Below are 24,561 nucleotides of genomic sequence, written 5' to 3'. Positions count from 1 at the left end.
CAATTGTCTCGGAGCAATAGAAACATTGTCCTCGGTACAATTATGCCATTGTGGTATCGCCTCATCGGAATGCCATCGCATGGCAGCACGATTAGTCGCACAGCGGCGGAATTCGGAAGGCGGCCTGCACCGCCCGGCATACGCGTGGCTGCGAGGTGTCGCGCCGGCCCTGCGCCGCGCGCGGGTCGCCGTGCAGCGGCGATCGGAGCACCTCGACGGTCGCGGTGGCTCCGGCAACGAGCTCGCTTCGCGCGGCCTGATCGAGTGCGATCCGGACCGGAACGCGTTGTGCTAACCGCACCCAGTTGAAGGTCGGATTGACGTTGGCAAGTAGGGTCGCGCCGGCGCTGCGATCGCGATCTTCGATGCCGGCCGCGACGCTCTCCACGCTGCCGCGAAGCACGTGGTCGCGGCCCAGTAGCCGCACGTTGACTGCATCGCCGAGATGAATGCGCGGCAGCTTGGTCTCCTCGAAATAGCCCTCGACGCGCAGCGTGTCTGAATCGAGCAACGCCATCACGGCCTTGCCGGGGGTAAGATAAGTCCCCGGACGCAGCTCCATATTGGTGACAACGCCACTGGCGCGCGATGTCGGCGCGCCGCCAGTTGCCTTACGAGGCGTTTCGAAGCGAGCGGAATGCCGTGCGCATTTCCGCGACGAAGAGGTCGGGCTGCTCCCAGGCAGCGAAGTGACCGCCCTTGCTGAGCTTGTTGTAGTGAATGAGCTTCGGATAGGCCTGCTCTGACCAGCGCCGGGGCGCGGTGTAGATCTCGTCCGGGTACGCGCTGACGCCGACCGGGATCTTGACGCCTCTCACATCGAAGAAGCCGCCGGTCGACACCTGACGCGTGTCCCAGTAGAGTCGTGCTGAGGAGATCGCGGTGTTGGTCAGCCAATAGAGCGTAACGTTGTCGAGGACATCGTCGCGCGAAAGCCCTTCGGTCTTCCCGTCGAAGACGCGGGCGATCATGTCCTGGCTGCGAAAATCGTGATCGAGCATCCAGCCGGCGAGCCCGATCGGCGAATCGACAAGCCCGTACAGGGTCTGCGGGCGGTTTGACATCTCGTTGGCGTAGCCGAGACCCTTGTCATAGAAGGCCCGCAACTGTTGCCACGCGTTGCGCTCCTCCTCCGTGAGATCGGTGGGTGGTGCCAGGTTGAACGCGAGCGCCCTCGAAATGTCGGCGGGGACGGTCGCGGCCATATTGGTGTGGATGCCAAGCAGCTCGACCGGCTCCTGCAGGGCCATCGTTTCCGACACAGCATTCCCCCAGTCGCCGCCTTGCGCCACGAATTGCTTGTATCCGAGGCGTCGCATCAGGGTGGTCCAGGCACGGGCGATGCGAACGGGCGTCCAGCCGGGCGCCGTCGGCTTTCCGGAAAAGCCATGACCGGGCAGCGACGGAATCACGAGATCGAACGCATCCGCCGCGGTGCCGCCGTGCGCGGTCGGATTGATCAGCGGATCGATGATCTTCATTTGCTCGATGACCGAGCCGGGCCAGCCATGCGTCACGATCGTCGGCAACGCGTTGGCGTGCCTCGAACGAACGTGAATGAAATGAATGTCGAGCCCATCGATCTCGGTGATGAACTGCGGCAGGCTGTTGAGCCGTGCCTCGACCTTCCGCCAGGTGTACCCGGCCTGCCAATATTGGGCGAGCTGCTGCACAGTCTTGAGCTGTACGCCCTGGGACTGATCATTGACCGTCTCCTTGTCAGGCCATCTCGTCGCGGCGACGCGCCGGCGAAGGTCGAGAAGCTGCTCTTCCGGCACATCGATGCGGAAGGGACGGATGGCCTCACCGGCCGCCGCAGCGGGACGTATCCCCTGCGGCAGCACGCTTGCCGCGCCGACGGCAGCGATGCCCATCGCGACCGTACCCAAAAGGCGGCGGCGACGGGGGTCGATGATTTCGTTAGTCGCGCCGATGGTCATAGTTCTTTCCTGATCCATTGTTGGCTTGGGTTGGAATGAGAAGCCGCGTGAAGCCGCCCACCTTCATGTCGGCTCCAGCGCACCTTCTGTTGTGGTGAGGACATCACTCCGCAGGGGGGCCGGCACGGGAACGGCGGGCGCGCGCACCGGTTGCGGCCTCGATCGCGGCGGCATAGCCCTGCGTGCGCCCTTCAGACGTCGTGATGCGACGATCCGGTTGGCGCGACGCTCGCGAGCGCTGAGCGGAAACACGATAAGGAAAGACGAGAATTGTGGCCCGAACCCGTATTCGATCCGGCCACCGAGGCTATCGGCCAGGTCCCTCACCATCTTCAGGCCGCGCGCCGGCCTCAAGCGCTCCGAGAGCGATCCGTTGTCGGCGACGATGCAGTTGACGACGGCGCCGACGACTGAGAGCTTGATCTTGATCGCACCATCCCGGCCGCCGAAATGCGCGTGTCGCGCGGCATTGGTAACGAGCTCATGGACGGCCAAAGCGAGGCGCCAGCACCGATCTGCCTCGAGTAGCAAGCTGTCGGCGCTCAGCGCGAGACGAATCCGGATCGGCTCCAGCGAGGACCTGCTAAGGCCGAGGGCGAGTTTGCGGACGGATTCGGCGGCGTCGACAAGGCCGTCGCGATCCGGCATAGCCAGCACGCGATGAACGCCGGCATGTTGTTCGAGCAGCTCAATGACGCCGGCGAGCGCGAGCTTGACGGCGGGGTTGTCCGTACGCAGCACCGCGGCAGAAACCGCATCAATCGACGAGACGAGGTCACTGTGGATCCTGTGCGTTAGCGCGCGCAGCAGCGTCTGGTCATCGTAGTCGTGAGCACGTGCAACGGTGGGCATGCGATCCTCCTGGCATTTGCCGGACTGGCAAGTTGCCGCCTCAACCCGACTTATCGAACATCCAGCCTCTCGTGGCTTTGCTCGGATTGCCGTGATGTTGTCATTTCTTGCTGTCGAGGCCGAATGGCCGACATCGTCGACACCTTGCGAAGTGCGCCGATGTGCGGCAACCGATGGGTTAGCAGCGACACCATGCCGAAGATTGATCCGAGCATCGTCGCTACTGTTTGAAGGCTGGTCAGATTCATGACGTTCATCTCGTTTGGGAATTGCACAAGCGAGTCCGATGACGCGTCCGCTCTCCCGCGGCAGCTGCGCACTTCACTGCTTGCTAAAGGTCAAGATATCGATCCATCTGACCGACCGCTTTGCGCGGAATGCCGTCGTTTTGTCGTTCGTTGCTGAAAGCCGCGGGGAGACCGCGGCCAAGCAAAATCACGCCAGGATCGGAATGGCCTGCCTGATATCAGCCAGCGACAAGGCTGGCCGTTGCGATCCGAAGCCGCGGCGATACTGGCCCGGCGCCACGCCGGCGGCCTGCTTGAATGCGCGGTTGAAATTGGCCTGACTGGAGAAGCCGAGCGCCAGCGCAATGTCGACCAACGACCGCTCACCCTGGATCAGTTGGGCTTTCGCGCGTTCAAGACGCCGGGCGGCGACGTAACGGTGAGGAGGCTCTCCGACGGCCTGCTTGAACGCACGAGCAAAATGAAATCGGCTGAGATATGCTATCGATGCCAAGCGATCGAGCGTGAGATCGCCCTCCAGATTCGCTTCGATATAGTCCAGCACGCGGAAAAGCCGGCGGCGGTCGAGCCCTTCTCTTGCAGAGGCGGCAACCGACCGTGCGGCCGAGCCGCTCGTGTACTTTTGAACAAGCCGCATCGCCATGCCGCTCGCCAACGACTGCACCAGCAGCCCGCCGGCAGAGGTCTCGGTCTGCAGCTCCGTCGCGATGGCGCGTGCCATCTCCCCCAGCAGTGGATCCTCGAAGGCGCTGTCGTATCTCAGCGCGCCGACCGCGGAAGCATCGACGTCGACACCGAGCTTGCCCGGGGAGAACTGGCTCGGAGCAAGATAGATGTGCGCGATCCCGGGAAGATCGCCGCCGATATCGATCGAACCTTCCTGCCAGCGGGCGGGGGTAAGCCAGACCGTATCGCGGCCAGTGATGGTTCGATCCGAGATTCCTGCGGCACGCCGCGTGACAGGGAATCCATTGCCGTGGACATCGACGCAGATTTCGGTGTCGGATTGTGTACCCCTCCAAGGTATCACGCTCTTGCCATGTGCCCGCACCTCGGCTGACAGGCCTGACCAGCCCCTGTCGATCGAAGACAACAGCAGCTTCGTCGGCCCGCGGCTATTCCAAAAATCGCAATAAGGCTGTGGTTCTTGTCGGCTCTCCCCGATGGGATGGGCGCTGTGCGGCGACATGGAGCAATCCTTCTACTCTGACGTCGATGTGGATCTCCCGGCGCGCACGAGGCACGTCCGCGTGTCAGTCAGTCGCGCCTTGAGGCCAACCTTGTCGCCCTGTGTGCCTCGGGCCTGGGTTGGAAGAACAGGCCAGGCACCACCGAGACCAGTCCTAAGGTCATTCCGAGGAATGCCAGGAACGTATCGAGATAATGGATGTGCATTTCAGTTGCCTCCATCTGGATTGCAGGGCTTGGACCAGTGCAATCCGTTCATTGATCTGAATATGATCCGGTACATTACTCGGTACAATATAAACATTGTTCTCGGTGCAATACTCTCGTTGCTTTGCCTTAGGCAGCAATCCGGCCCCACCGAGGCCCATCCGCGTGTCGCTGCTCGATGGCTTTGACGGAGTTGTCGAACGCTTTCTTCAGCGCACTTCTGCCGACGGTGCGCAACACGAGGCCGAGGATCCATCCCTTTAGGTTCTTGCCGTCGCGCACCACGATCACATCGATGTCGGTGCTGCCATCGGGACGGCGCGTGAAGTTGTAGGTGTGCCCTGATGCGCCGCGCCTGAGAGATCGCCGAGGCGGATGCTCTGGCCTTCGATTGGCTTGAGCGGGCTTGCGTGCGCGGCCCCCAGCGAGGCGGCCATGGTGAAAGCGGCGGCAGGAATTGTGCTGCGGATCGACATGGGATCCTCCGTTGGCTTGGGTGTGGACTTGGGCGGCGGCCCGTGTGCTCCCCTGCCGGTGGAGATGGTCAGGCTATAATCATCGATCAAATAGATAGGATCGATAATAGCCATCGATACCGCCAATTTGGGTCGTATCGACTTGAACCTACTGGTTCATCTCGACGCGTTGCTGACCGAACGGAGCGTGACGAGGGCGGCCGCCTGCATGGGCATTGGCCAATCCGCGATGAGCCAAAACCTGGCCCGGTTGCGCGAGTTGTTCGGTGACGAGCTTCTGACGCGCGGGGCCGATGGCATGCTTCTGACCCCACGTGGGGCAACCCTGCGCGAGCCGGTGCGGACCGGTACCGGCAACTAAATCTTCGTAGCCGGAGATTCCTCTTTGCGTAGACGGTGACCTCGTTCGCTCCACCGCCGGCGATCGCCTTCATCAGTGGCGATATGCCCCTTGGCCATCTCCATCGTGTTGGACGGCGGCATGCGAACTCGGTTCGGTTGACCGCAGCGTCGATCAGCACGGGTTACCATGCGCGAGCGCCGTGGCGATCGCTTGCCTCACCCCCAACGGATGCTCAAGCAGACCATGCTGGTGAAGATGTCATCGCCGTTCGTCGATCACTGACCTTTCGACGCGGTGCATTCCTGGATTCCCGGAGCCACTTTGTGGGTATGTCGCGCGAATGTCCTCCGGGCGGCGTCGGCACGGCGTCACAGCAACAAATGACAAAATATCAGCAACTCGGGCCAAGCCGCGGCCGCCCGAAGCGTCCATATCCTAACCTCTGGAGAGCTAACCTGGCTTCATCATCCGGATGCAAGCCCGGGTCGGCCTTGGAGAAATGGCATGTCGCAACAGATCAGCCACGAACGTCGCAAGCTCATACGCGCGGCGGCTTTGCTAACTGCGTTGCGCTTCACTCCCGTCGGCATAGCCGCTGCGCAGACGAATCCGGTCAACGCAACGAGTACGCAGTCGGCAGGCGTTCCGTTTGGACCGCTGAGGCAAGTCAATGCGGGACTTCTCAATGTCGGTTTCGTCGACGGCGGTCCCACGTCGGGTCCCGTGGTGATCCTGCTGCACGGCTGGCCGTATGACATCCACAGCTTCGCCGAGGTTACGCCGATCCTGACCCGCCACGGTTACCGTGTGATCGTGCCCTACGTGCGAGGCTTCGGAAGCACGCACTTCCTCTCGGAAACGAGTCTGCGCAATGGCCAGCCCGCGACCCTGGCGGTCGACGTTGTCGATCTGATGAATGCACTTCAGATCGAACAGGCACTCGTCGCCGGCTTCGACTGGGGCGCGCGCACGGCGAATATCATGGCCGCGCTTTGGCCTGAACGGGTCCGCGCCCTGGTCTCGGTGAGCGGGTACCTGATCGGCAACCAGCAGGCTGGGAGAACCCCGCTCCCACCGTCGACCGAGTTGCAATGGTGGTACGAATTCTATTTCGCGACCGAGCGCGGCCGCGCAGGGTATGACATGTATCGGAAGGAGTTTTCGAAGCTCATCTGGAAGCTTGCCTCGCCGAGATGGGCGTTCGATGACATGACATTCGAGCGCAGCGCGCAGGCCTTCGACAATCCGGACCACGTCGCCATCGTCATTCACAATTACCGCTGGCGCCTGGGCTTGGTCAGTGGCGAGGCCAGATATGACGAGTTGGAGAACCGGCTCGCCAAGGTACCGACCATTGGTGTGCCAACCATCACAATGGAAGGCGATGCCAACGGCGCACCGCATCCGCAGCCGGTCGACTACGTCGGGAGATTCACGGGCAGGTATTCACATAGGACGATTACGGGTGGCATAGGGCATAATTTGCCCCAAGAAGCGCCCCGTGCGTTCGCCGAGGCGATACTCGATGTAGCTCAGAAAGCCAAATCATAAGTACGCCTTGACAGGAACGCGCGCTAGGGACGGCGGTGACCTTTCTCCGCGCAGCTCAGATTGCAAATGCAGGATCCGCGAGTGGACGGCCATTTGCCGCCGCGCACACACTTCACCTTCTCTCCGACGCGGATGACTCTGGTGCATGAGCCGGAACGAGACGCCGTCTCCGGCACAGCTTTTAGAACTTCCGCGACGCATGGAAAGATCACCAGATAGCGCCCGTGTTCCGTAGGCGCGACAGCCATTGAGTGCGTTGACGACTGTTCATTCGGCCGCCATTGCTGCGTCGCCCGGGCGCGAAACGACCTTGCGCGCTCGGCTACGGCTGAAGCGATGCAACGCGAGGTAGACCACCGGCGTGGTGTAGAGCGTGAGGAATTGCGACACGAGCAGACCGCCGACAATGGCGTATCCAAGCGGCTGACGGATCTCCGCGCCGGTCCCGTGCCCGAACGCTAGCGGCAGAGCGCCCAGCAGTGCCGCAAACGTCGTCATCATGATCGGGCGGAAGCGCTTTAGCGCCGCCTGGAAAATCGCCTCCGTCGGCTTGATCGCGCTCGTCTGCTCGGCTTGGATCGCAAAGTCGATCATCATGATTGCGTTCTTCTTGACGATGCCGATCAACAGGATGATGCCAATCAGGGCAATGACGGTGAGCTCGAGCTTGAATGCCATCAGAATGAGAAGCGCGCCGACGCCAGCCGACGGGATGGTCGAAAGGATGGTGATGGGATGGATCAGGCTTTCATAGAGTGCACCCAGAATGATATAAACCGCAATCAGCGCGGCGAGGATCAGGAGTGGCTGTGTCTTCAGCGAGTCCTGGAACGCCTGGGCGTTACCTTCGAACGTAGTGATCAGGGTGGCCGGGACGTTGAGGTCCCTCTTAGCCTTCTCAATCGCCTCGACGGCCTGCCCGAGCGCTGCGCCTGATGCCAGATTGAACGACAGGGTGATCGCGGGAAATTGGCTTTGATGGCTCACGGACAGCGACCGGACTGTGCGCTTTTGTTCGACTAGTGCGCTCAACGGTACCTGCCGCCCGCTGTTTGACGGTACGTAGATCAGATCAAGCGCATTTGGATCAAGCTGGAACTGCGGATCGACCTCGAGGATCACCCAATAACTGTTTTGCTGTGTAAAGTACTGCGCGATCTTGCGCTGTCCGAATGCGTCGTAGAGCGTGTCGTCGATCGCTTGCGTGGCGACTCCGAGCCGCGATGCCGTATCGCGATTGATCTCGAGGCGAAGGGTCGGACCGGCGATCTGCTGATCGGTCGCAACGTCGCGCAGCAGCGGAATTCCCTGCAGGGTGTGCAGCAGGATCGGCGCCCAGTGGTCGAGCTCGTCGAGATCGCTATCCTGGAGCGTGAACTGATACTGGGTGCGGCTCGCACGTCCACCGACATTGATGTCCTGGGACGCTTGCATGAATAGGGCAATGCCTTGGACGGCGGCAAGTTTCGGTCGCAGTCGATCGATGATCTGGCTCGCGCTGGCGTCGCGCTGGTCGCGCGGCTTGAGATTGATGAACATGCGGGCGTTATTCATGGTCTGATTGACACCGCCGACGCCGACCGCTGACATCACGCCATCGATGCCGGGATCAGCCATCAGGACACGTATCAGTTGCGCCTGCCGTTCCAGCATAGCCGGATAGGAAACGTCCTGCGATGATTCCGATACGGCGACGATGAACCCCGTATCCTGCTGCGGAAAGAAGCCCTTTGGAATGAGGACGTAGAGATAGCCGGTCAGGACGATAGTTGCGACTGTCGCGGTCAGCGTGAGCCGCTGGTGACGCAGTACCCAGCGCAGACCGGTTTCGTAAACCGTGAGCATGCCGTCGAAGAACTTCTCGCTGAGAGCATAGAGGCGGCCGTGCCGCTTACGCCTTTCGTCCTGCAGCAGTTGCGCGCACATCATCGGCGTCAGCGTCAGCGAGATGATGGTCGACACCAGGATCGCCACGCTCACGGTGACGGCAAACTCGCGGAACAGCCGCCCGATGATGCCGCCCATCAACAATACCGGAATGAACACCGCAATCAGTGACAGGCTCATCGAGATGATGGTGAAGCCGATTTCGCGCGAACCCTTCAGTGCCGCCGTAAACGGCGAGTAGCCCTGCTCCAGGTAACGCGCCACATTCTCGACCATCACGATCGCATCGTCGACTACGAATCCTGTCGCGATCGTCAACGCCATCAGCGAAAGGTTGTCGAGACTGTAGCCGAGCACATACATCACCGCGAAAGTACCGATCAGTGACAGCGGAACAGTGATGCCGGGGATCACCGTGGCCCATCCGTTGCGCAGGAACAGGAAGATCACCATCACGACCAGGGCGATGGTGAGCATCAGCGTGAACTGAACGTCTTCGACCGAAGCGCGGATTGTTTGGGTACGATCGGTGACAATATGAACGTCGACGGCAGACGGGATCGACGCCTTTAGGCGCGGCAACGCCGCCTTGATGTGCTCGACGGTGTCGATGACGTTGGCGCCGGGTTGCCGCTGAATGATGAGGATGGCCGAAGGCCGTCCGTCAAAGGTCCCCGACCCTCGGATGTTTTCGGCGCCATCCACCACCGTGCTGACATCACCGAGCCGCACGGGCGAGCCGTTGCGCCAAGCCACGATGATCGGCCGATAGCTGGCTGCGCTCAAGAGCTGATCGTTGTCCTCGAGGGTAAGGCCCTGGCGTTCGCCGTTCAGCGTGCCCTTGGAGCCATTCAGCGTGGCGGCCGCGATCGCCGAGCGCAGATCTTCAAGGCTCAGACCACGACCAGCAAGTTCGAGCGGGTTGGCCTCGACGCGTACCGCCGGCTTTTGCGCACCTGCGATCAGCACGGCGCCAACCCCGTCCACCTGGGAGAGCTGCTGCGCAAAGATGTTGTCGGCAAAGTCGCTTACCGTCGTCATCGGCAGCGTCTCCGAGGTCATCGCCAGCACCATCACGGGCGCGTCCGACGGATTTGCTTTCCGATAGGTGGGGGGCGATGGCAAATTCTTCGGCAATTGACCGCCGGCCGCATTGATCGCGGCCTGCACGTCCTGTCCGGCGGCGTCGATATTGCGGGCTAGATTGAACTGGATCGAGATCACAGATATCCCGATGCCACTCACGGAGGTGAGTTGGGTCACGCCAGACATTTGCGCCAGTTGCCGTTCCAATGGACTTGCGACCGAGGAAGCCATCGTTTCCGGACTCGTGCCTGGTAGCTGGGCCGTCACCTGAATGGTCGGAAAGTCGACCTGCGGCAGGGGCGCGACCGGCAACAGCAGATAGGCCACAAGGCCGACGATTGCGAGGCCCGCCATCGCCAGCGCGGTCGCGATCGGCCGTCGGATAAAGGGTTCGGAAATATTCATCTCGCGCCGCCTTATTCTCGACCTTGGTCCGTGGAGGCGGCGCGCTCCCGGGCGGGAGCCACCGGCACGGTCACGACGCGCGCGCCGGGCCGGAGCTTGTAGTGTCCGTCGACGACGATGGTTTCACCGGCGACGAGGCCGCTCTCGATCAGCGCCTCGCCGTTGCGGCTTGCGGCGATCCGCACGGGGCGAGGCTCCACCGTGGAATCGTTGCGGACGACAAACGCGTAGCTTCCGTTTGATCCCGATTGCAGGGCTGCCTCCGGTACGACAGGTCCGTGGTGGACGCCAAGCAACAGGCGAGCACTAACGAATTGGCCGGGCCAAAGCCGCCCGTCAAGATTTTGGAAGATCGCCTTGAGCCGGATCGAGCCTGTGCCCTGATCAATCTGATTGTCGATCAGTTCGAGATGGCCTTCGGCAAGCTTGACGCGGTCGTCCTGATCGTACGCCGACACGACAAGCGTCTTGCCCTGCATCGCCTCGATAATCTCCGGGAGATATTTCTGCGGCAAGGTGAAAATCACGCTGATCGGCGCCATTTGCGTGACCACGACAAGTCCGCCGGAATCGGAGGCGTGAACAATATTGCCCTGGTCGATCAGGCGGATGCCGGTGCGTCCCGCGAGTGGCGAGACGATCGTCGTGTACCCTAGCTGCAGTCGCGCATTGTCGATCACGGCCTGATCATGCGCAATCGCAGCTTGATACTGGGCGACCAGCGCCTCCTGGGTATCGACGCTCTGCCGAGTGGCGTACTCTTTTACGGCAAGCTTGCTGTAGCGCTCCAGATCGAGCCTGGCATTTGCGAGCAGCGCTTCGTCGCGCGCCTTGTCGGCCTCGGCCTGATGCAGTTGCGCCTGATAAGGTCGCGGGTCAATCTGCGCGATCAGGTCGCCGGCCTGGATATTCTGGCCTTCGCGAAAGGCGATCTTTTGCACCTCGCCATCAACGCGCACTTTCACGGTCACGGTGTTGTAGGCCTGGACCATGCCGAGACCTACGCGCGAAATCGCGAATTCCTGATCCTTCACTGGGCCGGCCGTCACCGGAACGGGCCGGACAGGCGGGGTATTCGCGGTCGCTTTCACGACGCTGGACGGAATGCCTTCGCGCCACAAATAAGCACCCGATACCGAAAGCACGGCTGCAGATAGGCCCGCCATCCATATTCTAGGAACGTTCATCCTGTTGTCCTGTCATTGAAGGGGCTGACGTGTCCCTCCGCCGGCGCACTTGTCATTTATTAGTTTTACGTTGTAAAACTTATACGATGTAAAAGCAAGCTGCAAATACCAATCAGGAACTTTGGCTCACGGCTTGTTGAGGGCCGTCGATCGAAGAAAACGACAGGGCCTCATCGTCGATCGCACAATTTCTTTTCGACCAATGCCCGCAGCGAAACTTTTCCGAGGTGCCATGCGGGCTGCCGTCGGAAGCTCCATTCCAGACGATTTCTGGGAATATTCAAATTGGAAGTTCGGTGGATTAGCTGTGCCATTCGCTGCGATGTCGGGACGCGCAGTCGCTCCGATCCTGCTGGTCCGCGCTGCTAGTATGAGCGAACAGCGAGTGTGAGATCGCCTCCTGGCCCTGTATGCGACGCAGCCGCCGGCATCTCAGAACTATTGTACCTTGAAAAGGAATGGGCTGACTGAAACGAGCGGCCTTCCATCGGGCGTTTGCTTCACTCTAAATTCTATTTCTTTTTCTGCGCTCGTGTCCAAAACGGAAACAGACAGTATCCCAATGCAAGTGACTTCTCGCGTCGCTTTGTCCTCTGACTTCACAAGTATCGTGGCATCCAGGCTGTAGACAGCGCTTTTCTTTGCACCTTCCAAAATCGCGGACTTTTCAGTTTCCGATTTCGCAGCGTTCATCATTGCGTCAAGCGAGCTCGAATATTTGAGAGTGAAGGTCACCAGCTTGTTATTTTGATCGTCCGAAAACACCTTGAGTACCGAACTGCGAGCATCCAAAGAACGACACGCCTGGCCCGCCATTTGGTCCGCTTCTCCACAGCCGCTCAAAAAGAGCAGCAGAACGAAGCGTGCCAGAAGCGCCTGCCCTTCCCTAATAGGTCTCATTGGACTGCCCGCGTCGGATTGCCCCGAGACGCCTTGCGCCAGACCGGCGACAGAGCGTGGCCGCGGGCAGTTTATGACGCTGGAGTTTCGGGCGGCCGGGCCATTGTACAGCCTCCATCCAGAGCGGACCATGGCGCCTCAACTGTCGGATTCCGTTTTTGGTATGTACCGAGAGTCAAAGCGCCGATCCATACTATTTGAATTCGGCGGCATGGAGCTTCACGAAATCGCGCGTGCTTACGGGGGCTTCACCGGTGAGCTTGTACATGGTGTCCGTCATGCGGTCGTAACGCCCCTGCCTGTTCAACTCGGTAATGGCCGAGAGATGGTTGACGACGTGCTCCGGAAAGCCTGCCCGCCGAAGGCCTTCGCTCCACGCAGCCCGCGGGACGTCGCGATATCGGATGGTTCTGCCGAGCGCCTCCGAGAAGGCACGCGCATGTTGGTTCAGATCGGCGGATTCCGGCCCGGTCAGGTCGTAGACCTGTCCAATATGCGGCGTGGGATCGTCGAGGATCGCCGCGACCGCGCGCGCTACATCGACCGCCGAGATCGGCGAGGTCCTGCCGTCGCCCATCGGAAGCGCCAACTCGTCGGAGGCCCGCACGCCGGCAGCGGCGAGCATCAGAAAGAAGCCCTCGAGGAAGACCGTCGGCCGCACTGTGATGACCGGTAATCCCGACCAGGACAGGGCCTGCTCCGCCAGCCAATGCAGCCTGTGCTGAGGGCTGTCGGTGGTCTCGGTGATGCTCATCTGCGAGACCGTCATCTGCGACATATTCACAAAGGCTTCGACACCGTGGTGGCGCGCGACTGCGGCGGTGTTGATCGTCGCTTCCAGGTATGCCGCCGAGACAGACATTCCGAAATAGATGCGCCGACAACCTTCGATGGCGCGGTGCATCGAGGCGAGATCCGTCAGGTCGCCCTGTACGACCTCGGCGCCGAGCTGCCGCAAGGCCTCGGCGCGCTTGTCTTCGCGGCGAACTAAGGCGCGCACCTTATGCCCTCTGGTCAGAAGGAACCGGGTAAGATTGCGACCGATGCCGCCGACCGTGCCGGCTGCGCCAGTCACGAGAATCGGGCTGTCGTGCTTCTGTTTCGTCGCCATTTCGCAAGCTCCTCGCTTGTTTCGAAGAAGTGGATTGACGGCCCCGCTTCTCGCCGGAGCCTTCGGCTTCCGCCGCTCAACACGGCGGCATTCCGGCCTGCCGCATGACGAAGCGCTGGATTCGAGGGATGACGATCACCAGCATCGGCACGATCACGACATAGCTCGTTACCGCGGCCCGCAGCCAGCGCGCGGCGAAATCGGGCTGAAAGCCGTAGTTCATGGCAAGACCGACGAACGACATGCTGGTCGAGGTGATGAGGCCGGTGATCATGGAAATCGCCGGTCCGATCAATTTCGGGGGCAGGACCATTTGCTTGCTCCTGGAAACGGGTCTATTAATTAGACGACGTATAACTTTTACGGTGTAGAAGCAATAGGCCCGATGCCGCGAACCGCCGATCCGGAGTTACCTCACAGAATCTTGAAGGCCGCCGACACCCTTTGGCAGTCGGGTGGCGAGGAGGCCGTGACGATCCGCGGCGTGGCGGCCGAAGCGGGCACGACGACGCCGACGGTCTATAGCTACTACGCCGACCGGGAGGCCCTGCTGACGGCGTTGCGCGCGCTTGCCTTTCAGCGCTTCTCAGCCTACCTCGCGAAATCGCGCGACTTCCGCGACGCCTGCGTGCGACATCTTGAGTTCGGCACCAGCCATCCCCGCGACTATGAATTGCTTTACGGGCGCGGCTGGATGGAGCGCGTCACAACGGATGCGCAGGGTAGCGAGATCGCACGATACACCAGCCATCTCGTGCGCGCCGGCGTCGATGAAAGCAGAGCCGCGCACGTGGCCTATCCGGTCATGATGATGCTGCACGGCGTGGTAATGCATCGGCTGTTGAACAAGAAGCCGAGTCCGCTCGGCCGCACGATCGCCGCAGCCTGTCTCGATGCCTGCATGACGCTGCTCCAGATCGCCCGGCAAGGTAAATAGGCACGACGGTTCTCCCCCAATCCACCGATCGCGGACGCTTTACAGGAGCGATAGATCCTAAGCCAAAGTCATTCGTGCCTCACCTTTACGCACCATTTCTGACCGGCCTGTCTCTGGCGCCAACAGGCGCCTGTCGTGCCTGGTCCCGAGTTACCCACAGCGGGGCATTGGCAACCGGATTGGATTTGAATGCCGCCGTATCAGGTCATGAATCGGCGCGCAGCGTGTCGGGCCAGACCGACATGGCCACGTCGATCATGCGATGGAGCATGCTTTGATCAGCACCCGTTTGCGGGAAGTTTAATACGGCTTGCAGCACACCGAGATAGTACCAAGCCATGGCATCGAGATCGGTATCTTCCGCCAACTGACCCGCCGCCACGCCTTCGCGCAGAAGGCCAGCCAAAATCTCACGTTGACGTGCTGCTGCTGCCAGCGTGGCGGCCTGTCCTTCTTTCGACAGTGTCGAGAGCTCGGCGCAGCTGCGCCCGATCAGGCAGCCAGCGGGCCGAGATCTGTCCGGCAGGAATGCGCACAGCAATGCCCTCAACCGCCCGCGCGCCGTATCAGCCTTGGCTGAGTTCATGCGCCGCAACACGCGCTGGGTATAGGCTGCAAGGGCCTCCTGGAACAAGCCATCCTTGTCGTGGAATCGCTGGTAGAGGCTGGATCGAGACAAACCCGTAGCCTCTGTCAGATCGCTGATGGCAGCGGCGGCATAGCCGTTGCGCCAGAAGACCTCGATTGCCGCCGCGATCACGGCAACGTCATCGAATTGCGGCTTGCCGCTCATCAACACCTCGCTTGACATCTTGGAACGTTCGTTCCAATTATGTTGGACCGATTGTTCCAAGATACAAGGGAGGTTTCGCCGTGTCCAAGCAAATCCAAGGGGCGTCGCAACGGCAGCGGATCGCCATCGCTGGTGCCACCGGTCGCGTCGGCTCCGTGCTAGTCAGCCTCCTCGCTCCCGACCCGGTCGATATCATGGTTCTGACCCGGCGGCCCGACACAGCTCAACTGCCCAAGGGTGTCGGCGTCGCTGCGGTCAATTTCGACCAGCCCCATACGCTTAAGGAGGCGCTTCGTGGCACCGACCGGCTGTTCATCTCGCACGGTACGTCGCCGCAGCAAGTGGCCAACGAGATCGCGTTGATCGACGCCGCCGTCGCTGCCGGCGTCCGCTATATCGTCAAACTTTCCGCCCTGGGTCCAGCATCCCGTCTCAATCCTTTTGCCTGGCATATGCAAATCGAGACGCACTTGGCCCAGCAGCCGGTGGCGTCGACCGTGTTGCGGCCGTCGGCATACGCCGACATTCTCAAGCGCGCGGCGGGCCAAATCGCTGCAGGCTCCTGGGCAGGCGCGGCAGCCGCAGGACGTGTGAACTTTATCGATACGCGCGACGTCGCCGACGCAGCACGCGCGGCCCTGCTCGAGGAATTCAGCCCGGAATCGCAGCGCGCCTATCATCTGACGGGACCACGGGCCTGGACCATGCAGCAGGTTGCCGAGCAGCTGTCGAGGCTGCTCGGCCGCCCGGTCGTCTACAATCATCGATCGGCCGAGCAACAGCGAGCCGCGCTTCTGGCTGACGGCCTCACACCATTGGTCGCGGAGTTGCTGGTCGGGTTGGATCAGATGATCCGCGAGTCCGTTCTTAGCGAGATCACGTCGACTTTCGAGACATTGACTGGCACGTCCCCAAGAACACTGGAGCAATGGCTTGCCGAAAATATAGAGATGTTTCGGAACTCAAGCCAGCAACTGGCGATGGCGCCGCGATTTTCTTGATCATCTTGAGATTCCCCTGATTGAATCGTCTCTTTGACCTGAGAGACGTCACGACCAAGAGCATCATAACCGACGACGAAACAATATCGGGCAAATGTCCGATGTCGAGAACGCAAACAGGCTTTCTCATGCAAGCCGCATTCGAACTTCCGGAGCCTAGCCCTTGCATCTGATCGCCACCTTTCGATCCGCAGAAGCCTCAGCGTCCGGCGCTGTTACGATGACGCCCAGCGTGAAAAGTCCAGAGAACGGTGCGGTCCGATGCGGCGTCGGCAATCGCAAGCCTGAAGTAGCCACCGAAAACGAGGTGAGGCTGCCACCCAACGTATCGAATGGCAGGTGCCGAGATTCCCTGGCAGCGGCCGAGTCAGCTCCCGCGACCGGTAGCCGTCCAGCGCATATTCTTCGGTAGGATCCGAATGGTCGCCGTCCGCCGCTATCGTGTGATTGCTGCCAATGATGTTCAAGTTGATTGCCATACTGGTCCCTCGAAGCCCGCCCCGCGAGATGCTTCGCTCGCTCGCCAGCGGGACCCACGGGATATCTCGACAAAGATTCGAAATCGCCGCCGCGCCGTAAAGGACAAATGCGCCGTAATTTCAGGACATGCTCGCCTCAAGCGGTTGGCGTAGGCTTGCGCATGCGTTGACCGCAACGATCGCGTCACGCGTCCTCTTGAAGTGGGGTTCACGATTCCGGCTTGGGCAAGCGGTCGGCGCGTATTTCCCGCATGCAGGCTCACAGCCCGTTTCGCCCGCGCGACGCATTCCCTGGTCGGTGCTGGCCGACTCGCTGCCAAGCGTTCGACACCACGGGTTCAGACAGAACGCACCCTCACCGTCTGTCGGGGCGCCACCGGTTTGTTACCCTACGTCTTATTGGTTTGGAGGGATCCTGATGTTCGTCAGGCTGAAACACGCGCTTATCTTTGCCGCGGCGATTGCAGTGGCCCACACTGATGCGGCCGACCTGCCGGGTGTTACGGCAGCCGAGATCAAGATCGGCGCCACGTTCCCGTTCAGCGGTCCGGCTTCGCAATTCGGCGCCTATGGAAAGGGTGTGATCGCCTATATCAACGCCCTCAATGATCGGGGCGGAATCAACGGCCGAAAGGTCAACCTGATCGCGCTTGACGATGCCTATAGTCCGCCAAAGGCGGTCGAGCAGACGCGCAGGCTTGTCGAAGGCGATGAGGTCGCCGTCATCTTCAGTCCGCTCGGCACCGCCACCAATTCCGCGATCGTCCGCTACCTCAATTCGAACAGGATCCCTCACCTATTTGTGGTCAGTGGCGCGGCAAAGTTCACCCATGCCAAGGAATTCCCCTACACAACGACCTCGCAGCCGAGCTACGCGACCGAAGGCAAGGTCATCGCGCGCTTCATCGCATCGAGCCTGCCCGACGCCAGGATCGGCGTGCTCTACCAGAACGATGATCTCGGCAAGGACTTCCTCGGCGCCTTCAAGGACGCGCTTGGCGCGGCCTTCGACAAGCAGGTGGTCGCGGCGCAGTTTGAGGTCACGCAGCCTACGATCGAGTCCCAGATCCTGACACTCAAGGCCGCAGGAGCGAATGCGCTATTTATCGCCGGAGCGCCAAGTTCGCCGCACAGGCGATCCGCAAGGCGCATGAGTTGAACTGGAAAGCGCTGATTGCGATCCCCTCGGTTGCAAGCTCGGTCTCGGCGACATTGGTGCCGGCCGGGCTCGAGGCCTCAATCGGCGTGGTCTCGTCATCGTTCTACAAGGATCCGAATGATCCAAAGTGGACGGACGATCCAGCCATCAGATCGTACCGGGCGCATTTTGCCAAGTATCTGGCGGGCGCCGACATAGACGACACGCTCTACCTTGCGGGAACCCAGCAGGCAGAGCTCCTGGAGCAGGTGTTACGGCAATGCGGCGACGATCTCTCCCGGGAGAACATCAACCGGCAAGCCCACAATATCAGGAATTTCGCGTTGCCGACATTTCTGGACGGCGTCCGAGTCAACACCAGCCCGACGGTCAACCAGGCCATTACCCAGATCAAGCTGCGCCGCTGGAGCGGACGGGCATGGGAGGAGTTTGGCGAGTTGCTCGGTGTGTCGGGTGGGAACTAGGGATCGATCGGCAGAAGCACTGATCCAGCATCTGAAGGGGCCCGCGGCATTGCCGACTCACCTGTTTCCCCGGCGCGGCATTACTTTGTCTTCCCAAGCCCGTTCAAGCATATGATCTGCGATTGGCCGGCAAGCGCCGGCATTATGCACCAGGAGTGTGCTGACTAATCACCGCTCACTGGCTACTTGCTCACGCTGCATCACGCTAGGTTTGAACGGTGCAAACCCGCTTAAAGGATCAATTCGAATGATACAAGGCATTGTCGTGATTGTGACCAAGCCCGGCATGAGAGCCGAGGTACTCGATATTTTCCAGCGCAACGTTCCTGCCGTTCACGCCGAGGCCGGCTGCATCGAGTATACAGCGTTTACCGACCTCAAGGACTATGGTCCTCCGCAGACCGCCTACGGCGACGACACCTTCATCATCGTCGAGAAATGGGAAAGCGTTGCGGCGCTGAAGGCGCATGCCCGCTCCCCGCACATGGCAGCCTATGCCGAGCGCGTGAAGAACAAGCTCGCCAGCCGCACGGTGCATCTCTTGCAGCCCGTATCCAGATAGCAAACTGAACCCAACGGAGCGCCGACCTTGTCTGACGATGCTTTGGTAACACGCGAGGCCCACGGCGGCGTCTCCGTGCTGACGATGGTCTATCGACCCTACAATCTGATCGGGCCAAAACTGATCGATGCCCTGGTGGAGCAGATCGAGGCCGCGCGCGATGCCGGCAGCCGCGCGATTACGATCCGCAGCGGGTTGCGGCATTTTTCCGCCGGCGCGGATCTTGATATTCTCGACCAGCGCGTTGCAGGCGGTGATACCGGCGGCGAAGGCCGCAGGATGACCGGCCTTGAATTCCTGAACTTCATGGAATTGCTGCCGATCCCGGTCATCGCAAGCGTCCATGGTGCCTGCCTCGGCGGCGGGCTCGAGCTCGCCCTGTCCTGCGACTACATCGTCGCAGCCGCCTCTGCCAAGATCGGTTCGGTCGAGGCGACGCTTGGGCTGCACCCGCTGCTCGGCGGCATCCAGCGGCAGGTCCAGCGCATCGGCGCGGCGCGGGCCAAGGAGATGTCGATGCTCGCGCGCCGCTACGATGCGCCGACCCTCGAGAAATGGGGCCTGATCAACCTGACCGTGCCCGAAGAAGCGCTTGAGCAGGTGACGATGACAATCGCCGAAGAATTCGCACAGGGTCCGACGCTCGCGCATGCCGCAACCAAAGAGCTGGTCCATATTGCGGTCAACGAGGGAGTTGACGCGGCCGATCAGGCCATGGCGCGGGTTCAAGCGCCGATATGGGCCTCAGAGGACCTGAAGGCCGGCCTTGCCTCGTTTCGGGCGAACGGGCCGGGACTGGCCAGGTTTGCGGGGCGCTGACCATGAGCGGGCCTCTGAAGGGATTGCGCGTCGTCGACTTCTCCCGTGTTCTTGCCGGGCCGCTCTGTGCCCGCACATTGCAGGACCTCGGCGCCGAGGTCATCAAGATCGAGCCGCCGCGACCGGACCTTTCGCGGTTTGCCTTCCCCTCGAGCGAGGGGATGTCCGGCTATTACGCGCAGCAGAACGCCGGCAAACGCAATATCAGCATCAACCTCAATCTGCCGGGCGCCCGCGAGCTGGCGCTCAAACTGTGCGACACGGCCGATATCGTGGTGGAAAACTTTCGAGCCGGAACGCTCGGCTTCTTCGGCCTTGACTACGAGACTTTGGCAAAGCGGAATCCGCGACTGATCTATGCGTCGATCACGGGCTACGGTCAGGGTGGCCCGTGGCGCAGCCGGATGGCCTACGCGCCGACGGTGCAGGCGGAAGTGGGCTTCACCGCGAACAGTGTTCGTCACTACGGCGAGGCGCTGCGCGAGCCACGAACCGACAGCCTCTCCCACGGCGATGTCTACACCGGATTGCAAGCGGTGATCGCGATCCTCGCCGCCCTGAACAGCAGGCAAAGGACGGGACGCGGACAATTCATCGACGTGGCAATGGCCGCGACCTTGATGGCGATCAATGAGCGCGCCCATCTCGACCTGTCGGACGATGACATCGGGGCGGAGCCCGCTATTCTGGGCGCGACCGACTGCGCCTTTTTCACGGGGCCCGAGGGCGAGCATTTCACCGTCGCGACGAGCATCGTCGGGAGCCGGACGTTTCCGTCCTGGCTCCGAGCGATGCGGCGCGCCGATCTCGCGGACGATCCGCGATTTGGGACCGCGGCGGCACGGCGGATCCATTTCGGCGCCCTGCATCAGATCATCCAGACCTGGATCCTGACCTTCCCGGACATGGCAAGTCTCGATGCCCAGTTCGACGAAGCCAAGATCGCGATGGGTGAAGTCCGCTCGGTCAAGGCGCTCGCCGGTTCGGATTGGAGCGCATATTGGGGCGCGGTGCAGCGCGTCCCGGATCGCAGCGGCGGCGAATATCGCTTGCCCGGCCGTCCGTGGCGGTTCTCGGAAGAACAGCTGGCGCCGCCAGGTCCCCCCGCCTTTCAGGGCGAGCACAATATCGAGGTCTTGAGCGAGCTCGGCGTCAGCGAGGCGGAATTGGCGCGGCTAGCCACGGCCGGCGTGCTGATCAGCCATCCCCGCGCGCAAGTGGCCGAAGTTTGAGCCCGGCGGCTGCACGAAACGGTGGTCCCAACTGCATCCGACGGGCGCGTCGACGCCTGATATAGCGCCATCTTGCCGGGCGCTGCGCTCGCGCTTCCTGGTCCGCGAGCGATCCGGAAGCCCGTGGTGGTTTCGCGATAGGCGGCGGCCGGCCGGCCGGTTCGATGCGCACACAAGGACGACGCCAGAGCATCTGGCGCAACGCCCCGCACAGCTACGCAAGAACCGGCCGGCGAAGCCTTGAGGTCCTCGATCATGCACGAATGGTGTTGATTGAAACAACCCGAAGCCGGTTTATGCCGCAAAGGCAATCGCTAGGATTATCTCACTTTGCTCCGAACAGTCCGAACTAGGCGCAATTCGGCACGATGATTGAGCCGCAAGACAGCCCGGCACGAGCAATCAAGCGCAAGCAATCCGGCGCAAGCAAGGCCGCACACAAGGGAGTAAGGAACGATGGCCGTGAAATCGCTTGGGGAACATCAGAAGGCCGACCGGCAAACTGTGCTCGCCCCATTGGAAGGTGTACGTGTCCTGAACCTTGGTGGCATCTGGGCTGGGCGGGTCACCTCGATGCTTCTTGCAGACCAGGGCGCGGATGTCATTGACATCAACAAGCCGGCCGGCGCGGACGTCCCTGCGCGGGCGCTTCTGTCTCGCGGCAAGCGCGAGCTCGAGCTCGACCTCGCCAGCGAGAGCGGCCGCGGTCATGCCCTGCGCCTTGCCGAGACTGCGGATATCGTCATCGACAATCTCGGCGCCGGCCGAAGTGCCAGATTCGGGCTCGAGTACGAGACGCTGAAGCGTGCCAACAATCAACTGGTCTATATTTCGATGCCCGCCATTGCGTCGGGCGCTCCCTCCGCTGAACATGGCCAGTGGGAGGCAGCGATTGCGGCATCTGTCGGGGTCTTCACCGATATCCATGCGTTGGGGCCGGTGCTTGGAGGCAGGCCGAACTTTACCGCGCTGCCGATGGCGTCCGCCTACGGTGGCGTACACGGCGCGATTGCCGCGTCCGCAGCCTACCTGCACCGGCTGAACACCGGGCGAGGCGCTCACGTTGAAGTCCCCCTGCAGGACGCGCTGCTGTCGGCAATGGCACTTTTGATCATGAGGATCGAGAACCAACCGCAATATTTCGACCTGCCGCCGATCGACAAGTCCATGAGCGAGGTTGCCCTGCCGATCCTGCGCGATCTCGAGGCCCATCTTGCGCCAGAGCATCGCGCCGCGGTCAGATCCCATCTTGCCGAGGGAGGGCCGCCCTTCTTTGCCAATCATCGCTGCAAGGATGACCGCTTCATCTTCATCAATGCGATCGGCCATGTCCATCAGCCGAGGGCCTGTCTTGAGGCGCTCGGCCTCCTCAATGATCTGATCGCCGAGGGCATCACCGTGGCAAGCCCCTACGACGTCGCGACCGCCGGCAGCAATATCAGTGATTCCGGCGGCCTGTCGGTTGCCTGGAGAAAACGCATCTTCGCACTGATGTCAGCACGGCTGCTGAGCAGAACCGCGGCAGAGTGGGAAGCTGCGCTGCAGGCCGCCGGCGTTCCCGTCACGGTGGTCCGGAGCACTGAAGAGTGGTTGAACTTGACCGCGGCACTCGAGGCAGGCTGTGTCAGCACGCTCTACGATCCGCGGTTCGGCACGACGCGGCAGGCGGGCCGTTTCGTGACCATCGCTGGCGAAGGCCTGCATTCGCCGAGGCTGCGCGCTCGCAGCGAGGGCCATGGCGAATGGTTGCGATCGCAACTAGCCCCGGCCGGCGCAGTGAAAGCCGCCGGCGCGAATATCCTCGAAGGTCTGCGTGTCATCGATCTGTCGAACGTGATAGCAGGCCCGGTCTCGGCACGAACGCTGGCCGAACTTGGCGCCGACGTCATCCGCATCGACCCGGTCCACCCCCAGGCAGGGCCACGCATGACGATGTGGTTCGGGATCGATGTCAACCAGGGCAAGCGCGCCATCATCCTCGACCTCAAATCCGCGCGGGGGCAGCGCGCCTTCCATCGGCTGGTGCGCGACTGCGACGTTCTCGTGCACAACTTCCTGGATCGATCGCTCGAGGGGATCGGCGTCTGCGAACAGCAACTGCGCCAGATCAACCCCGAGCTGACGATCTGCCAGATCAGCGCGTGGGGCGGTCCCGACGGAGGTCCGTTCAAGGATTTTCCGGCCTATGACCCCGTGCTTCAGGCCGCGACGGGCATTACAACCCGGTTCGGCTCGCCAGGGGCCCCCGTGATGCACGGCCTCGCCTCCTGCGTCGACTATATCACCGGCTTCTCAGCAACGCTCGGCATGCTGCACGCCCTGATCGCGCGCAAGCTTGGCCGCGGTGCGTCCCATGTCAGGACCTCGCTCGCCATGGGGGCGCAGCTCGTCCAGTTTCCCTTCATGGTGCAGGCGCACGGTGTTGAACAGCAGGTGCCCTCCGGCCAGGAGACCCATGGCTACGGCGCTCATTATCGGCTCTACCGCGCCAGCGACGGCTGGATCGTATTGTGCAGCCGTCCGTCCGAGCTCGACAGGATCGCAGGCCTCCTCGAGAGCAGCGACAGCTCCGAAGCGGCAGTGAGCGCGGCGATCGCAAAGCTGTCAACACTCGAGATCTCCAGGCGCATTAGCCCGATCACGTCGGCCAGTGCGACCGCTGTGACCCGGCTCGATAAATTGCGCGAAGCCATCCTGATTCCGGAAGCATCGCAAGCCGATCGACAGCTGGACGGACGCGCCTTGCTGATGATCGAACGCGAGCATCCAAGTGGCCACCGCGTCGCCCTGCCCGTTCCGTCATGGTATCGCTCGGCCATCGTGCCGCCCGCGCTGCTGGCGCCGGCGCCAAAGCCCGGAAGGGATACCGAGGAGGTATTGGCCGAGCTCGGCTACAGCCAGCCTGAAATTCACGAGCTGATCGCTGCCCGCACGGCGGCAACCGCCTGGCCGATATCGCCTGACTATTTTCCAAAGGCCCGGCGCGGCGCGTGATTGCAGTGCCGGCCAGATCGTTCATCTCCCGTTAAGGACCTGCCTCATGATCTTTGACTTTCACCGTCTCGAGCCAATCGAACGCTACAAGCTACTGCTGGCCACCGTGCTGCCCCGGCCGATCGCGTGGGTCACGACCCACGATCGGGCGGGCGCCGTCAACGCCGCGCCGTTCTCGTTCTTCAACGTTTTTGGCTCGGATCCCGCAACCGTTGGCATTGGAATTGGAAGCCGCTCTCCTGGCGAGCCCAAGGACACCCGGCTCAATATCCGAACCAACGAGCAGTTCGTGGTCAACCTCGTCCCTTATTCGCTGGCCGAGCAGATGCGGATCACGTCGATCGCCTTCCCGAACGGCGTCGAGGAACCGACCGAGGCGGGCCTGACGCTCGCGCCCGGCGAGTTCGTAACCGTTCCAAGGATTGCGCAAGCACCGGTCGCGATGGAATGCAGCTTCATGCAGGAGATCGCGCTCGGTTCGTTCAGCCTGGTGCTGGGGCGTATCCATTGCATGCATGTCGCGGACGCAGCCGTGATCGACCCCGACCGCAAGTATATCGATGCCGAGAAGCTCGATCTGATCGGACGCATGGAAGGCGGATGGTACGCACGCACGACGGCCCGGTTCGAACTGCCTAACATTTCGCTTGAAGACTGGACGCGCGGCGCTGCTGGGACAGGCCAGGCCGCACGCCAAACGCGTGCAGCCGAGCGCTAAGTATTTGAGCCCACCGTCCAAC

General features: G+C 61.8%; 18 protein-coding genes and 3 pseudogenes. 10 read left to right on the top strand and 11 right to left on the bottom strand.

The genetic code is table 11. The features are described from left to right. Window positions 1-91: 91 nt before the first annotated feature. The 5 genes and pseudogenes from ACVW1C_RS36610 to ACVW1C_RS36590 form a co-directional block, all read right to left on the bottom strand. Window positions 92-580: pseudogene (locus ACVW1C_RS36610) on the bottom strand (HlyD family efflux transporter periplasmic adaptor subunit); the annotation flags it as partial. Between the two features lie 31 nt (window positions 581-611). After that, window positions 612-1,940: an epoxide hydrolase family protein gene (locus tag ACVW1C_RS36605; RefSeq protein ID WP_456762407.1), complete on the bottom strand. Its 1,329-nt coding sequence runs from the start codon at window positions 1,938-1,940 to the stop codon at window positions 612-614. A gap of 63 nt (window positions 1,941-2,003) precedes the next feature. Further along, on the bottom strand, window positions 2,004-2,792 hold the full coding sequence (locus ACVW1C_RS36600) for an ATP-binding protein (protein ID WP_456762406.1): 789 nt from the start codon (window positions 2,790-2,792) through the stop codon (window positions 2,004-2,006). Window positions 2,793-3,227: 435 nt separating this feature from the next. Then, complete coding sequence (locus ACVW1C_RS36595) at window positions 3,228-4,229, bottom strand: helix-turn-helix domain-containing protein (RefSeq protein WP_456762405.1); 1,002 nt, start codon at window positions 4,227-4,229, stop codon at window positions 3,228-3,230. Between the two features lie 493 nt (window positions 4,230-4,722). Then, complete coding sequence (locus tag ACVW1C_RS36590; protein ID WP_456762404.1) at window positions 4,723-5,025, bottom strand: hypothetical protein; 303 nt, start codon at window positions 5,023-5,025, stop codon at window positions 4,723-4,725. Between ACVW1C_RS36590 and ACVW1C_RS36585 the strand changes: the two are divergent. Together ACVW1C_RS36585 and ACVW1C_RS36580 are read left to right on the top strand one after the other, a co-directional pair. Next, window positions 5,018-5,257 (top strand): annotated as a pseudogene (locus ACVW1C_RS36585) (helix-turn-helix domain-containing protein); the annotation flags it as partial. The gene ACVW1C_RS36590 and the pseudogene ACVW1C_RS36585 overlap by 8 nt on opposite strands. Window positions 5,258-5,758: 501 nt before the next feature. Beyond that, a complete protein-coding gene (locus ACVW1C_RS36580) occupies window positions 5,759-6,805 on the top strand; it encodes an alpha/beta fold hydrolase (RefSeq protein ID WP_456762403.1) in 1,047 nt (348 codons plus the stop codon). Window positions 6,806-7,072: 267 nt separating this feature from the next. Here the strand turns inward: ACVW1C_RS36580 and ACVW1C_RS36575 are convergent, their stop codons facing one another. The 5 genes from ACVW1C_RS36575 to ACVW1C_RS36555 form a co-directional block, all read right to left on the bottom strand. Further along, a complete protein-coding gene (locus tag ACVW1C_RS36575; protein ID WP_456762402.1) occupies window positions 7,073-10,183 on the bottom strand; it encodes a multidrug efflux RND transporter permease subunit in 3,111 nt (1,036 codons plus the stop codon). Between the two features lie 11 nt (window positions 10,184-10,194). Continuing rightward, window positions 10,195-11,349, bottom strand: coding sequence for an efflux RND transporter periplasmic adaptor subunit (locus ACVW1C_RS36570; protein WP_456762401.1), 1,155 nt, complete (start codon window positions 11,347-11,349; stop codon window positions 10,195-10,197). Window positions 11,350-11,808: 459 nt separating this feature from the next. Then, entirely contained in the window at window positions 11,809-12,270 is a 462-nt protein-coding gene (locus tag ACVW1C_RS36565; RefSeq protein WP_456762400.1) for a hypothetical protein, read from the bottom strand. 193 nt (window positions 12,271-12,463) lie between these two features. After that, window positions 12,464-13,381 (bottom strand): SDR family NAD(P)-dependent oxidoreductase, encoded by a 918-nt coding sequence (locus ACVW1C_RS36560; protein ID WP_456762399.1) that lies wholly within the window; start codon window positions 13,379-13,381, stop codon window positions 12,464-12,466. Between the two features lie 76 nt (window positions 13,382-13,457). Next, window positions 13,458-13,694, bottom strand: a complete 237-nt coding sequence (locus ACVW1C_RS36555) for a DUF2798 domain-containing protein (RefSeq protein WP_456762398.1) — start codon at window positions 13,692-13,694, stop codon at window positions 13,458-13,460. A 111-nt stretch (window positions 13,695-13,805) separates the two neighbouring features. Between ACVW1C_RS36555 and ACVW1C_RS36550 the strand changes: the two genes are divergently transcribed. Further along, entirely contained in the window at window positions 13,806-14,318 is a 513-nt protein-coding gene (locus ACVW1C_RS36550) for a TetR/AcrR family transcriptional regulator (protein WP_456762397.1), read from the top strand. A 205-nt stretch (window positions 14,319-14,523) separates the two neighbouring features. Here the strand turns inward: ACVW1C_RS36550 and ACVW1C_RS36545 are convergent, their stop codons facing one another. Further along, on the bottom strand, window positions 14,524-15,111 hold the full coding sequence (locus tag ACVW1C_RS36545; protein WP_456762396.1) for a TetR/AcrR family transcriptional regulator: 588 nt from the start codon (window positions 15,109-15,111) through the stop codon (window positions 14,524-14,526). Between the two features lie 80 nt (window positions 15,112-15,191). Here ACVW1C_RS36545 and ACVW1C_RS36540 point away from each other — a divergent pair, with 80 nt between their 5' ends. The 7 genes and pseudogenes from ACVW1C_RS36540 to ACVW1C_RS36510 all read left to right on the top strand — a co-directional run bounded on the left by ACVW1C_RS36540 (window position 15,192) and on the right by ACVW1C_RS36510 (window position 24,539). Beyond that, the gene (locus ACVW1C_RS36540) at window positions 15,192-16,112 is read left to right on the top strand and encodes an NmrA family NAD(P)-binding protein (protein ID WP_456762395.1); all 921 of its coding nucleotides are present in this window, start codon (window positions 15,192-15,194) and stop codon (window positions 16,110-16,112) included. Between the two features lie 606 nt (window positions 16,113-16,718). Continuing rightward, a pseudogene (locus tag ACVW1C_RS36535) lies at window positions 16,719-18,214 on the top strand (ABC transporter substrate-binding protein). A 247-nt stretch (window positions 18,215-18,461) separates the two neighbouring features. Further along, window positions 18,462-18,776, top strand: coding sequence for a putative quinol monooxygenase (locus tag ACVW1C_RS36530; RefSeq protein WP_456762394.1), 315 nt, complete (start codon window positions 18,462-18,464; stop codon window positions 18,774-18,776). Between the two features lie 27 nt (window positions 18,777-18,803). Continuing rightward, window positions 18,804-19,595 carry an enoyl-CoA hydratase/isomerase family protein gene (locus tag ACVW1C_RS36525; protein ID WP_456762393.1) on the top strand — a complete coding sequence of 264 codons (792 nt, stop codon included), beginning with the start codon at window positions 18,804-18,806 and terminating at the stop codon, window positions 19,593-19,595. A gap of 2 nt (window positions 19,596-19,597) precedes the next feature. Further along, window positions 19,598-20,827 carry a CaiB/BaiF CoA transferase family protein gene (locus ACVW1C_RS36520; protein ID WP_456762392.1) on the top strand — a complete coding sequence of 410 codons (1,230 nt, stop codon included), beginning with the start codon at window positions 19,598-19,600 and terminating at the stop codon, window positions 20,825-20,827. Between the two features lie 456 nt (window positions 20,828-21,283). Then, entirely contained in the window at window positions 21,284-23,821 is a 2,538-nt protein-coding gene (locus ACVW1C_RS36515) for a CoA transferase (protein ID WP_456762391.1), read from the top strand. Window positions 23,822-23,867: 46 nt separating this feature from the next. Beyond that, window positions 23,868-24,539, top strand: a complete 672-nt coding sequence (locus ACVW1C_RS36510) for a flavin reductase family protein (RefSeq protein WP_456762390.1) — start codon at window positions 23,868-23,870, stop codon at window positions 24,537-24,539. Window positions 24,540-24,561: the final 22 nt, after the last annotated feature.

The sequence above is a fragment of the Bradyrhizobium sp. USDA 4011 genome, from assembly GCF_054063415.1.
Note: the sequence above shows the minus strand (reverse complement) of the source record. Positions and strands in the feature narration are given on the sequence as shown.

Excerpts from the sequence above, each read along its gene's own strand:
- ACVW1C_RS36605 (WP_456762407.1), bottom strand. The coding sequence starts at position 1,940 with ATGACCATCGGCGCGACTAACGAAATCATCGACCCCCGTCGCCGCCGC.
- ACVW1C_RS36600 (WP_456762406.1), bottom strand. The coding sequence starts at position 2,792 with ATGCCCACCGTTGCACGTGCTCACGACTACGATGACCAGACGCTGCTG.
- ACVW1C_RS36595 (WP_456762405.1), bottom strand. The coding sequence starts at position 4,229 with ATGTCGCCGCACAGCGCCCATCCCATCGGGGAGAGCCGACAAGAACCA.
- ACVW1C_RS36590 (WP_456762404.1), bottom strand. The coding sequence starts at position 5,025 with ATGGCTATTATCGATCCTATCTATTTGATCGATGATTATAGCCTGACC.
- ACVW1C_RS36580 (WP_456762403.1), top strand. The coding sequence starts at position 5,759 with ATGTCGCAACAGATCAGCCACGAACGTCGCAAGCTCATACGCGCGGCG.
- ACVW1C_RS36575 (WP_456762402.1), bottom strand. The coding sequence starts at position 10,183 with ATGAATATTTCCGAACCCTTTATCCGACGGCCGATCGCGACCGCGCTG.
- ACVW1C_RS36570 (WP_456762401.1), bottom strand. The coding sequence starts at position 11,349 with ATGGCGGGCCTATCTGCAGCCGTGCTTTCGGTATCGGGTGCTTATTTG.
- ACVW1C_RS36565 (WP_456762400.1), bottom strand. The coding sequence starts at position 12,270 with ATGAGACCTATTAGGGAAGGGCAGGCGCTTCTGGCACGCTTCGTTCTG.
- ACVW1C_RS36560 (WP_456762399.1), bottom strand. The coding sequence starts at position 13,381 with ATGGCGACGAAACAGAAGCACGACAGCCCGATTCTCGTGACTGGCGCA.
- ACVW1C_RS36555 (WP_456762398.1), bottom strand. The coding sequence starts at position 13,694 with ATGGTCCTGCCCCCGAAATTGATCGGACCGGCGATTTCCATGATCACC.
- ACVW1C_RS36545 (WP_456762396.1), bottom strand. The coding sequence starts at position 15,111 with ATGAGCGGCAAGCCGCAATTCGATGACGTTGCCGTGATCGCGGCGGCA.
- ACVW1C_RS36530 (WP_456762394.1), top strand. The coding sequence starts at position 18,462 with ATGATACAAGGCATTGTCGTGATTGTGACCAAGCCCGGCATGAGAGCC.
- ACVW1C_RS36520 (WP_456762392.1), top strand. The coding sequence starts at position 19,598 with ATGAGCGGGCCTCTGAAGGGATTGCGCGTCGTCGACTTCTCCCGTGTT.
- ACVW1C_RS36515 (WP_456762391.1), top strand. The coding sequence starts at position 21,284 with ATGGCCGTGAAATCGCTTGGGGAACATCAGAAGGCCGACCGGCAAACT.
- ACVW1C_RS36510 (WP_456762390.1), top strand. The coding sequence starts at position 23,868 with ATGATCTTTGACTTTCACCGTCTCGAGCCAATCGAACGCTACAAGCTA.